This window comes from Arthrobacter sp. 05L417 (assembly GCF_056397865.1).
On the sequence record NZ_JBFTOG010000054.1, the window covers coordinates 15,988 to 28,310 of the forward strand.

Sequence of the window (12,323 nt, forward strand, 5' to 3'; positions counted from 1 at the left end):
CGTCTGCCCGTAGTGTCGGAGGCGTGCTCATACCAGTGACGACGCAGCCGCGCTCAAGCCTTGGCCGGGTTCTCGAAGACCTCGGAACGACCCTTCTTGAGCTCGTCTGCGGAAACGCGGAGGGTCAAAAGCAGATCGAGACGGTCATCATCCACGACTCCCTCGACGATGCGGTCCCCTCACACGGCGCGCTCGTTCTCGGCGTTGGGATGCGCGAGACCGAGGAGATCGTCGAGCTGCTCACAACACTCGCCACGCAAGACGCCGCCGGCCTCGTGCTCCGGGCGCCTGTGATTGCAGACCCGGCGATCATACGCGCGTCCGAGGAGTCCGGCATTCCCGTGCTCGCGTTGACCCGCGGTGCATCCTGGGCCCAACTCACTTCGATGCTGCGCTCGCTCATCGCGGAAGGCGATGTCGGTGAGAGCGGACCGCAAGGCCTCGGTGGAATGCCTGCCGGTGACCTCTTCTCGCTCGCCAATGCAATTTCGACACTTCTCAATGCGCCCGTCACGATCGAGGACCGCAACTCCCGAGTCGTCGCCTTCTCCGGCAAGCAAGACGAAGCCGATCCCGCCCGCGTGGAGACAATTCTCGGCCGTCAGGTTCCCGAGCGCTACATGCGCCAGTTGGAACAGCGCGGCGTGTTCCGCGAGCTGTATCGCAGTACGGACCCCATCGAGGTCGCTCCCGTCGATGTCGACGCCCAAGTGGCCTCGTACCCTCGTGTGGCGCTCGCTGTGCGTGCGGGCGACGAGATTCTCGGCTCCATCTGGGTTGCGGTGCGCGAACCAATGCCGAAAGATCGGATCGGGGCGCTCAAGGATGCCGCGAAGCTGGTCGCGCTGCATATGTTGCGAATACGCGCCGGCGCCGACGTTGAGCGCAGGCTGCGGGCCGATTTACTTGCCACGCTGCTTGAGGGCGGCTCGGGCGCGGCCGACGCCGCGTCACAGTTGCGCCTCACCGGTCACCACTGCATTGTACTTGCGCTCGCTGCCGCGGATTCCGAAGAGGACGAGGAAGGCGGGGGCGCACATGCGCGTCTTCTCGCCGCACGGCAACGCATCGCGGACGCCCTCTCGATGCACCTGGGCGCGGTATACCCCCGCTCCGCCGCCGCCCTGATCGGCAACATCGTCTACGGTGTCGTCAGCGTTCGTCCGGATCAAGCGGATGCCGGCCGACGCACCGCACGAGTTGCCAACGAATTCCTCGCGCGCATCGGCGGCGACCGGCGCCTGCTGCTCGGTATCGGCACAATCGCGGACGACCATGCGGCACTCCCCACTTCCCGCGTCAGCGCGGATCGCGCCCTGCGCGTTCTTCAACTCGGCAAGTCGCATGCGCAGGTCGTGATCTTCGACGACGTGCAGGTTGAGGCGCTTCTCGTTGAACTCGGAGACCTTGCCGCCGCTCGCGGCGACCGCCCGAGCGGCCCGGTCGCGCGGCTGCTTGAGTACGACCGGGTACGCAACGCACAACTTGTTGAGACTCTCCGCGCTTGGCTAGATGCCTTTGGCGACGTTGCCGCGGCGTCCGCGCTCGTGTATACCCACCCGAACACCTTCCGCTATCGCCTACGCCGGCTCTCCGCCATTGGAGGGATCGACCTGAACGACCCGGAAGCGCGCTTCGCAGCCATGATCCAGTTGCGCCTACTTACCGACGGCGATCGCTCGCCGTAGCGTCTGAGCTCGCCGCGGGGCGACCGTCACGGTCCGTGTCGTCGCCTCGGCGAGCACCGCAGGGATCGGCTCGACGCCAATGCCCGCGCCGCTCGGGATCCGGATCTGGCCGTCTTCGATGCGGAAGGGCTCGGTGATATCCTGCTTGTAGAAGCGGTCGGATGCCGAGATGTCTCCGGGCAAGGTGAATCCGGGCAGGCCGGCGAGTGCCGCATTTGCCGCGCGGCCGAGGCCGGTCTCAAGCATCCCGCCGCACCACACAGCGACCCCATTGGCAACGGCGATGTCGTGAATGCGTTTGGCTTCGAGGTATCCGCCAACGCGTCCGGGCTTAATGTTGATAATTGCGGCGGCTCCCATGGCGATGGCGTCGGCGGCAGAGGCGGCCGAGACAATCGACTCGTCCAGGCACATCGGTGTCGAGATCTCTCGGGCGAGGAGGGCATGCTGGCGCAGATCGTCCTCAGCAAGCGGCTGCTCGATCAGCAGCAAGTTGAAAGGATCGAGCTTGCGCAAGTGCGGGGCGTCGACGAGCCGGTAGGCGGTATTCGCGTCAACCTGCAACGGGATATCGCCAAAGCGCTCGCGCACTGCACGGACGGGCTCGATGTCCCAGCCCTGCTGGATCTTGAGCTTGATGCGCACGTAACCCTGGTCGACATAGTCGCCTACCGCAGAGAGCAGATCCGGGATTGACTTCTGGATTCCGACCGAAACGCCGGACGGGACCGCGTCGACAGTGGCGCCGAAATAGGAGGCGAAGGAGACATCCGTCGCCCGCAGCTGGGCATCGAGGATCGCCATCTCAAGTGCGGCCTTCGCCATGCGGTGGCCAACGAGGTGCTCAAGCACGTGGCCGACAAGCTCGGCGGTGAGCGCCTTGCCAGCATCCTGCCAGGCGTAGAGCGCCGGAATCAGGAAGCGCTGCAAGACCTCGCGCGCGCCATCGAGGTACTCAGGCGAGTAAACGGGCTCGTCGAGAACCACACACTCGCCCCAGCCGGTCACCTCACGGCCATTGTGCTCGGCCGTCACCTTGACGAGCAGCGGTGCGCGCGAGGTTTGGGTGCTGAACGAGGTGGTGAATGGCGAGACAAGGGGCAGGGTGATATCGATGAGGTCAATGCTGAGAATGCGCACGTGTGGGGGTCCTTTCGAGACTGTAGTGGCCTCGGCGGGCGAAGTCGGTGACCTGCCAACCGTCGTTCATGAGTGTTGCGAGGGCGTCGCGGAGCGCTGGGCGCCAGCGAGCGGCTCGATCGGGATGCTCGATGCGCATCGTTTCGATGTCGGAGGGGATCTCGACCCGGACGCGCTGCGCTGAGCCCAGGGAGTCGAGGGAGAGACGCGGCACGCCGTCCTCGTTGTAGAGGACACAGGCCTCCGGTTCCGAGGTGCCGGCCGCTATGCGGGCACCGGGCTCCCGCAGCAGATCCCAGACGAGTAGCATCCGGTCACTGTCCTGGCCGCGGTTTATGCTGTCCGTCATCTCTCCATAGAAATTGGGCAAGTATTCCATTGCGGCTGTCCCGAGCCGGTGAATGTTGAAGTAGGCGTTGCGCGCGATGAGCGGATCAAAGGTCCACGTCATGGTGTTGGTCCCGCGGCGAAGGCACCAGGCCCGCTCATGGTGTTTGAGCGCTTTGCCGACCCCGGCCCCGTCGCTCCCGCCGACGACGCCCGCGATGTGTGAATGCAGCGCCCGGTCGGGCGGCGGGTGGAAGAACCCGACGCACACGGCAACAAGGTCCGCGCCGCGGTAAGCGCCGGCCACGTAGTTGTGGGCGTGGGCGAGCGCGACAAGAAGGCCCGGGTCGATGTGTGGCTCATTTCCTTCGGCCTTCCAGATTGTCGCGAGAAGGGCAGAGGCCAGCTCCATCTCGGCCGGGCCGTGCAGGGTGCGAACGCTGACCCCGCTGGCCACGGCCAGGGCGTCAGCCTCGGCCTCGGCAAGTGAGGCGATCTTGTCGCGACTGGCCTCGCTCGTGAGGAGACCACTGATCACGAGGCATCACCATGCGGCATATAGCGGTAACCGAGATAGGCGCCCTTCTCAAGCGGACGGAATTGTGCCCAGCCCGCGGAGTCGGGCGCGGTGAAGAGCAAGACCCCGGGCTGGGTAGCGGGCACAAGGTTGAGAGTGGTTGCTGTGGGCTCCTCGCCGTCCTGCAGGATGTCCGTGAGTTCCCGCATTGTGAGTTGCGGACCATTCTCGCCGTTCTCAAAAGTGAGCGCCGCTCCGCCCGACGCGTAGCTAAGCGGTTTCCGGGCAGTCCCTCCGGCAAGTCCGGCAATCGCGGCAAGCGCGGCGGACGCGCCGCTCGAGTCCATCTGCAGGGCATCCGGAATCCTCGCCGTCGAGATGGCACTAGCGGCATCGCCGAACAATTCTCGGTAGAGACCGTCCGGTTGGCCTCCCGTGGTCAGCAGCGCGAGCGCGAAACCGTCCTCCGGGAAGACCCGCAGATAGGCGCGTTGGCCGATGGTACCCCCATCGTGTCCGTAGACGAATGTTCCCTTCCAGTCTTCGAGGAACCAACCGAGCCCCCAGCCAACGGTCGCGGGCGACACTGCGCGCAGGCTCACCTGCTCTTCGAGCATGGCCCTGGCCGATTCGGCGGAGAGTATGCGGGTGCCGTTGGGAGCGACACCACCACGGAGCGCGGTCTGGGCGAAGCTGAGCAGGTCGCCGATGCTCGCCGTGATCAGGCCGGCTGGCCCCATGGAGCGCGTGATCGACCAGCTCGGAACCGGCTGGGCCGCATCGCCGAAACCAGAGTGCCCGGTTGCGGTGGCGAAGCGTGGGGCGTCCGAGGTCAGGGTGATCGTGTGTTCGAGTCCCATGGGAGCGATGATGTGCTTTCGTAGCGCGGCGTCCCAGGTGCAGCCTCGCAGCACCTCGATGATCCGTCCCGCGACGACGAAGCCTGCGTTGCAGTACGAGAAACGCTCGTCGATCGGGTGCACCTGCTTGGCACTCTTCAGTGACTCGACGTAGCGCTCGACGCAGTCGTCGCCCGGGCCGGTGTCTGTGAAGAGGTCTCCGTCGATGCCGCTCGTGTGAATCAGCAGGTGCCGCACGGTGACGGCGGCAGCGGTGGAGTGATCCGCGAGGGCGAAATCGGGCAGAATGCTCTGCACCGGTGCATCCAGGTCCAGGCGCCCTTCGTCGACGAGTTGCATGATGAGGACCGTTGTCCAGACCTTGGTGATCGAGCCAATCTGGAAAAGCGCGTCGTCCGTCGTGGATACACCGGAGCCGATGTCGAGTACTCCCGAGCTCGCCGTCGTGCACTCGATCGGGGTGCCGTTCTCGTTGAGCCGCACGATGCCGAACTGCGCAGCCGTGACACCGTAGCGCGTGCGAAGAACGCCTAGGCGACGGCGCCAGAAGCCGGCACCTTGACCGGCGGCCGTGAGACCGCGCGGCCGCGCGCGGGAGACGGGCCGCGCGTAGCTTTCGAGCCACTCGATAAGACGGCGGTTATAGTCGATGCGATGCTCGATCGGGCCGTCCAGGATGAACAGATGGCTCCCGCCCGGGTAGACAACAAGGCGAGCTGGCACCTCGGCGAGGCGTAGGGCCTTGAACCATTCCTCTGCCTGTCCGACGGGGCAGGATGCGTCCTCGGCTCCGTGCAGCATGAGGGTCGGCGTTGTGACATTGGTGACCCGGGCGATCGGCGAGGCGTCGAGAAGCTCGCGGTAGTGGCCGAGCGGCGCAACCCCGGTGCTCATCTCAGAGAAGTACGCGGCGTGCTCGCCATCGGCGGCCATGCTGGAGAAGTTGCAGATCAGGCCGCCTGCGACGGCCGCGGCAAACCGGGTGGTCGCTGCCGTGAGCGCACAGGTGCCGAAGCCTCCGTAGCTGTAACCAGTCACGGCGAGGCGATCTGGGTCGGCGAGGCCCTCGGCAACGAGCGTGTCGATCGGCTCGAGGAAGTCGCGTTCATCGGCGGTACCCCAGCCCCCGTTTACGGCCCGGTAGAAGGCGTCCCCGTAGCCATCCGAGCCGCGTGGGTTCACCATAAGGATGCGCCAGCCCTTCGCCGCCAAGACCTGGTGGTAAAGATGAACACCTTCAGCGACACCACTCCAGGCGTTGTGTGGGCCGCCGTGAATGTCGAGCAGCAGGGGTGCCGCTCCATCCGTCTCAGGGGCCGAGAGCAACCAACCATGAACGCGTGTGCCATCCGAGATTGTGAACTCGCGTTCTTCGGCCTCGAACAGCTCGATGCCGGCGAGGGTGCTCTCGCGCAATCTCGTGAGCACGGTGAGGACGCCCGTCGCCAGGTCTAGCGTCGCGACCTCACCCAGGCTCTGCTGGGTGGTGAGCACGAAGGCGACACGTGCGGATGCAGACGCAACGGACAGGGCAGAGACCACCTGGTGGGGCCCCGCGACCAATGCCCGTGAGCTCGTGCCATCGGGGGTGACCGCGTGCAGCTGCGTCCAGCCGCGGTCTCGTAGGCAGTAGAGGATCTCGGAGCCGTCGGCGCGAAACGTTGGGCGCCCGCCTGGGTAGCCCGGGAAGCCAGCCATGACATTGCGGTCGAGCTGGGCAGTTAACGACGCGTCGGTCTCATCCGTGCCGACGTAAAGACGAAGGAGCTCGGCATTCCCGGTGCGCGGGGCGGTGTTCCCGACTGCGATCACGGAGCCACCGTCCGGTGACCATGCGAGTGCCCCGCTGAGGCTGCTGGCTTGGCCGATTCGGCGCGGCAGCGGCATTTTGGCGTCGACGTCGATCACGTAGGCGCCGCTCGTCCAATCAACGTCACTGCCAGGTTCGATGGCGGCTGTGAAGGCGATCAGCAGGCTGTCGGGCGACCAGTTCGCCTCGCTCGCGTTCCAGTCCCCGTCGCTGAGGCGTCGCGCTCGGCCGGATGCGATTTCACTTACAAAGAGGTGCAGTCGAACCGCTGCGTTCCAACCGACCCCATCGGTCTTGAAGCCGAGCCTGTCGATCACGATCGGCTCTTCCACCGCGGACCCCGTGACGTTGCGTGAAACTGGTGCGGTGATGGCGAGGCGGAGGCCGTCGGGGCTGATGCGCGCGGCCGTAACACCCAGGGGGAAATCGGCGGTCCGGCTAAGTGCCCGCGCTTCACCTCCTCCGATTGGCAGTAGATACACCTGGGCTGGTCCAGCGGATGCCCGGAGGAAGAGAACCGCGGAGCCATCGGGAACGAATTGCGGCGCGGAATCGGCCGGGCCGCTCGTCAGAGGGCGGGCCTCGGAGCCGTCGCTGACCGCCCAGAGTGAGCTGTGCGCCCTGCCGTTCAAGGTTTCCGTGCGTGTGAAGACCACGAGCTTGCCATCGGGCGAGATGGCGGTCTCGGCTGGCACAACGAAGCGCGCGATATCTTCGAGCTCAAGCGGGCGGTTCGTAAAGGTGTTGCTCGTCACGGTGATTCCCCTTCTCGTGGCGCTGAGTCCATTGATGTCTTGTCCCTCTACAATCGACGTTCCACAGCCCCCGTACTTCGTCCGATCGCACAATGCTGAAGCTTTGTTTGGTTGCTCTGACTCAGGTGCGGCTAGGGGTGTCGCCGCAATACTGGGGTTCTATGAGCGCAGTCCCGTCTGCGCGCCCCAGATTCGAAGGAGAACTTGTGAGCATCAAGACATTCATCTCGATCGACATGGAGGGCGTCGCCGGCGTCGCGACGTTCGACCAGGTCGTTCGCGGCGGCTATGGCTATCCACGTGCGCAAGAATTGATGACGCTCGAGGCGAACGCCGCAATCGCGGGTGCCTTCGATGGGGGTGCGGACGAGGTGGTCATCAACGATTCGCACGGCACGATGGACAACCTGATTCACGAGCTTCTTGACCCCCGGGCCATCGTCGTGTTCGGCAGTCCGAAGGCACAGTGCATGGCCGAGGGGCTCACGGCGGATTGCGACGTCGCCCTGTTCATCGGCTATCACGCCCCCGCAGGGGAACACGGGGTGCTTGCGCACACCTTTTCGAGCCACTTCACGGAGGTGCGGGTGAACGGCGCGGTGGTCTCGGAGGCCGAGGTCAACGCCATGTACGCGAGCTCGCTCGGCGTCCCCGTCGGGCTCGTCAGCGGCGATGACGTGATCTGCCGTATCGCTCGGAAGCAATTCGCGGGAGTCGAGGTAGTCGAGGTCAAAGTCGCGCACGGTTACACTTCCACCGCATCGGTTGCGCCTTCCGTGGCTCGCGACGCCATTCGCGAAGCCGCGGCGCGCGTCGTGCGTAACGCGGCGGCTCTCACAGTTTCGGAACTGCCGGAGCAGTTCACGGTTGCTGTGGACATGCCGACGGCAAACGCCGCCGAGCTTGCAATGTCGATTCCGGGTGCGCGACGCACGAGCGACCGCTCGGTCGAATGCACTGTAACGGATGCTGGCCAAGTGCTCGGACTGATCGTCGTGTTCTATGAACTCGCGGCGAGTGCCATGTACGCCAAGACAGCACTCGTCATGCGGCGCTAGCTAGAGCTGAAGGTGCTGGAACCCGAAGGCGCCTATTGGGAGAATCGGCCTGGGTGTTTCTCAATTGCCAGCCGTGTGGGACCTTATGTAAAGGGACTTATTGTTTCCACATGCCCCAATCAGCATATTCACCAGGAGAACGCGCCATGCTTCCTGCAGATACCAGTTTGACTACCATCGACCGAATCCAGAACCTGATCCTGGAGAGTGCCGACTTCGAGGACTTCCTCAATGAGCTGGCTCGTTTTTCTGCCCACCAGATGGCGGGCGACGGCGATGATGCGCTCTGCGGGATCACGCTGCTGCGCGAGCGGAAGGCACTCACGATTGGTTGGAGCAGTGATGCGGCCCGCGAAGTGGACGAGATCCAGTATTCCTTGGCCCAGGGTCCATGTTTGACGGCTGCCGAAGAGGATCGGGAAGTCCACGTCCCGGATCTTCTTGAGGAGAACCGTTGGGGCCCCGACTATGCGGCCGCGGTTGCGTCGCACGGCCTGAGGTCGGTGTTGTCGTTGCCGTTCAACCTTGAGGGAGAGGCAAAAGCGGCGCTCAACCTGTACTCCGAAGCGCCTTACAAGTTCGACCAAAGGGCCGCAGACCGGGCCCGCGGATACACCCGTGAGGTATCGCAGGCCTTGCGTCTCGCCATCAGGTTCGCCCTCCATGCGGATAGCGCAAAGAACCTTCGGGCGGCGATGGAGTCCCGCACGGTCATAGACATCGCGGTAGGAATTGTCATGGCACAGAGCCGCTGCAGCCAGGAGGACGCTGTCCGGATCCTGACGGAAGCCTCAAGCAATCGCAATGTGAAATTGCGCGATATCGCCAAGTCCCTGGTGGATTCTGTTGACGCAGCGGGCACCCTGACCCACTTCGAAGAACCGACCCAGGAGCCGGGCCGCAGCCGGGCAGGGTGAGCCGGGCCCGCCGCGGGTCAACTCGTGGGGTGTACAACAAGGGGGGCGAGGCGATAACCTTCTTGAGGTTGAGCCGTCGGCCATAGACACCCTTATTTGGAGTACCTATGGACCGTAGATTGCACGCCCTTGTGAAATTCGATGTCTCCACGGACGCCGTCGAAATCGACGTACGGGGAAGCCTCAATCAAGATTCGAGGCCCGCACTCGTTCACATCGTTCGCCGGATTCGTCGAATGGGCATCACCTCCCACATCAGAGTTGGCTTTTCCCGCGCCGCGATTGTCGAATCGCAGGCTTTGGCGGGACTCCGCAACGACCTCAACGCGATCGACGGCGGAACGACGGAAGTGGGCCTTGGCGCTGGCTACGGAGTTTCGCTGGAATTCACGGACAAGCCTGCGAGCCTCGCGCAAGCCGCAACGGGATCGAAATCGATCGAGATCACGGGCGAATTCGCAGCCTCGATCGATGCGGCGGGACTCCAACCGCTGGACAAGTGCACCGATGAAGAACTCCTTGCCGCCAGTGATTTCGCTTTTGGCTTGCTGGACCAGCCCAGTACGTCTGCCTCGCCGGTAGTCCTGGCGCACTACGACGCGATTGGCTTGGAGATTTCGCGGCGGGAAACCAGGGATGACACAGCGGATCCCTCCGCGCCGATGTAAACTGATGCCCCCATTCAATGGAATCCGCGGGAAGTGGTGAAGGCGCAGTGGCCAACTCGGCATCCGGCGATTCGGTGGTGGATCGCATCGTCCGGATCATCGAGGCGTTCCCCGAAGGATCCACGTCACTGCGGCTTTCCGAACTCGCGGAGACTGCCGGCTTGCCCCTCACAAGCGCCCATCGCCTGGTCCGGCAACTCGCCGACCACGGGCTCCTGGAGCTGGCCGTCGGCGGAGATGTCCGCCTGGGCCTGCGTTTGTGGGAACTCGTCAACCGGAATTCACCCACCTTGGCCCTCCGGCAAGCGGCTCTGCCGTTCATGGAGGATATCCAGCAGGTCCTGAACCAGAACGTGAACCTTGCCGTGCTCGACGGCTGGGAGGCATTGTTCGTCGAGCGGCTGTCCCGCCGGGGATCCGTGGCCAACCGCGCCCGGGTTGCCGGCCGCATGCCGGTTCATATCTCTTCGGCTGGGCTGGCGTTGATGGCTAGCCAGCCGCGGGAACAGCAGGCTGAGTACCTCAAACAGTTCAGCGACCCCGCCGGAAAGGTGACGGCCGACGTCGTCCGTCACCTTTTGGCCGAAACCGCCCAGCAGGGGTACGCGCAGCTCGCGGGCGTAGTGGATCCGGACACATGGGGAATCGCGGTGCCGGTCGCGGACGGCAAGCGGCGCACGGTAGCCGCGCTCGGCGTCGTGGTTCCCCTCGCTGAAATGCGCCTGCAGGCCTTGGTACCCGCGCTGCAGACGGCGGCCCGCGGAATCGGGCGCCAGCTCGGGGAGCAGCGGAACGCTTAAGGATTTTCCGTTGAACGGAATTCGTATAACACCGACCATGCGGTGGGGGTCACACTGATCAGCAGAACCACCGCAGCCTTCAGGCGCGGTTCCGCAATGAAGCGAGGAACACCATGGCACGTAAGATCATCACCACCCAAGTGGCCATTATGGGCGGGGGCCCGGCCGGCCTCATGCTCTCCCACCTGCTCGCGAAGTCGGGGATCGAATCCACCGTCATCGAGGTCCGCAGCCACCAACAGATAGCCGAGACCGTCCGCGCGGGCATCCTGGAACACGGCTCCGTGAACTTGCTCGTGGAAAGCGGTGTTTCCGACCGCGTGCTGCGCGAGGGCGACAGGCACGACGGTATCGAACTGCGCTTCAACGGCGAAAGCCACCGGATCGACTTCAAGGAGCTCGTGGGAGAATCGGTCTGGCTCTACCCGCAGACGGACGTCTTCCTTGACCTCGCTGCACGGCGCAATGACGACGGCGGCGACGTCCGGTACAGCGTCACGGACACCACCATCCACGACCTCGAAGGCAAACCGAAAGTCTGGTTCACCGACGCCGAGGGCCAGGAATTCGAGATCCAGGCGGATTTCCTGGTGGGCGCCGATGGTTCACGCAGCCATTGCCGCTTCCAGATCCCCGAGGCCAACCGCAAGTGGTACTTCCACGAATACCCCTTCGCCTGGTTCGGCATCCTCGCCCAGGCCCCGCGCAGCTCGGACGAACTGATTTACGCCAACTCCGAGAACGGTTTCGCCCTGATCAGCCAGCGCACGGAGAACGTGCAGCGCATGTATTTCCAGTGCGATCCCAAGGAAAACGTGGCCGATTGGGACGACGAGCGTATTTGGTCCGAATTCCGCAAGCGCGTCAACGGAAACGGCTTTGAACTCAAGGAAGGGCCGGTCCTCGAGAAGATGGTCCTGCCGTTCCGTAGCTTCGTCCACACGCCGATGCGCTACGGAAACCTGTTCCTAGCCGGCGACGCGGCCCACACGGTTCCGCCGACGGGTGCCAAGGGGCTGAACCTGGCCCTCCACGACGTCAAAGTTCTCTTCGAAGGCCTCGATTCGTTCTACGCAAATGGCTCCGGCGAGCTGCTCGAGTCCTACAGCGACCGCGCCCTGGAACGCGTCTGGAAGGCCCAGCACTTCTCGTACTGGATGACGTCCATGCTGCACACCGTTCCCGGCTCGGACGACTTCGGCCGTGCCCGCCAGCTCGGCGAGCTCCACTCCGTGGTCTCCTCCCGGCACGCGCGGGCGTACCTTGCCGAGTCGTACACGGGATGGCCGACGGGGAAGTAGCAGTTCGACGGCGGCACCCGGCGTGGGTGCCGCCGACGCGTCGAAGGCCTGATGACGCAGAAAATCCCTGGCGCGGCCTATATTCGCGAGTCGTCAGGCCTTTTCCGTATCAGCCGGCTATTTGCGCGTCGCGAAGGGGCCGCCCGGTCTGTCCGGGCGGCCCTTTGGTCTTCTGCACGAGGGTTTCGCATTTTGGCGTTATAGGTGAGCGAGGGTTGGGGTTTGCGGCCATATAGCTGAGCGAGCGTCCGGCCTGACACGCAGACCGGACGCTCGCTCACCTTTGTGCTTGTTTTTACGGACGCTCGCTCAGGTTTGTGCGTGTTCTTGCGGACGCTCCCTCATCGTCAAGCTGGTTGTGAGTCATTCATTACCTGTTGATTGAAGGAGCCGGCGATGGCCGTTGATAACAAGGGTTTTACGCGTGAAGAGATCCGTGAGTTCATGCATGAGTACTATTTGCAGCCGCACGGGACGAGGAA

9 protein-coding genes are annotated in these 12,323 nt (G+C 64.3%); 6 read left to right on the plus strand and 3 right to left on the minus strand.

Annotated elements, in window-relative coordinates:
* Positions 1-23 precede the first annotated feature (23 nt).
* Positions 24-1,688, plus strand: a complete 1,665-nt coding sequence (locus tag AC1DJW_RS24760) for a PucR family transcriptional regulator (protein ID WP_390281940.1) — start codon at positions 24-26, stop codon at positions 1,686-1,688.
* On the opposite strand, the gene menC is transcribed toward AC1DJW_RS24760, so the two are convergent.
* Genes menC through AC1DJW_RS24775 form a run of 3 tightly spaced genes read right to left on the minus strand, consistent with a single transcriptional unit; the run spans position 1,659 to position 7,097 of the window.
* On the minus strand, positions 1,659-2,828 hold the full coding sequence (gene menC, locus AC1DJW_RS24765; protein ID WP_390281939.1) for an o-succinylbenzoate synthase: 1,170 nt from the start codon (positions 2,826-2,828) through the stop codon (positions 1,659-1,661). The genes AC1DJW_RS24760 and menC overlap by 30 nt on opposite strands.
* Entirely contained in the window at positions 2,809-3,693 is an 885-nt protein-coding gene (locus AC1DJW_RS24770) for a hypothetical protein (protein WP_390281937.1), read from the minus strand. Before AC1DJW_RS24770 ends, menC begins: the two co-directional genes overlap by 20 nt.
* A complete protein-coding gene (locus AC1DJW_RS24775; protein WP_476902790.1) occupies positions 3,690-7,097 on the minus strand; it encodes a serine hydrolase in 3,408 nt (1,135 codons plus the stop codon). Before AC1DJW_RS24775 ends, AC1DJW_RS24770 begins: the two co-directional genes overlap by 4 nt.
* Positions 7,098-7,303: 206 nt before the next feature.
* On the opposite strand from AC1DJW_RS24775, the gene AC1DJW_RS24780 reads away from it, so the two are divergent.
* The 5 genes from AC1DJW_RS24780 (at position 7,304) to AC1DJW_RS24800 (ending at position 11,841) form a co-directional block, all read left to right on the plus strand.
* Positions 7,304-8,155 carry a M55 family metallopeptidase gene (locus tag AC1DJW_RS24780; protein WP_241707541.1) on the plus strand — a complete coding sequence of 284 codons (852 nt, stop codon included), beginning with the start codon at positions 7,304-7,306 and terminating at the stop codon, positions 8,153-8,155.
* A gap of 146 nt (positions 8,156-8,301) precedes the next feature.
* Positions 8,302-9,072 carry a GAF and ANTAR domain-containing protein gene (locus AC1DJW_RS24785; protein ID WP_284751571.1) on the plus strand — a complete coding sequence of 257 codons (771 nt, stop codon included), beginning with the start codon at positions 8,302-8,304 and terminating at the stop codon, positions 9,070-9,072.
* 107 nt (positions 9,073-9,179) lie between these two features.
* A complete protein-coding gene (locus tag AC1DJW_RS24790; RefSeq protein ID WP_284751554.1) occupies positions 9,180-9,740 on the plus strand; it encodes a hypothetical protein in 561 nt (186 codons plus the stop codon).
* A gap of 47 nt (positions 9,741-9,787) precedes the next feature.
* The gene (locus AC1DJW_RS24795) at positions 9,788-10,540 is read left to right on the plus strand and encodes an IclR family transcriptional regulator (RefSeq protein WP_476902791.1); all 753 of its coding nucleotides are present in this window, start codon (positions 9,788-9,790) and stop codon (positions 10,538-10,540) included.
* 113 nt (positions 10,541-10,653) lie between these two features.
* Positions 10,654-11,841, plus strand: a complete 1,188-nt coding sequence (locus AC1DJW_RS24800; RefSeq protein WP_476902792.1) for a 4-hydroxybenzoate 3-monooxygenase — start codon at positions 10,654-10,656, stop codon at positions 11,839-11,841.
* Positions 11,842-12,323: the final 482 nt, after the last annotated feature.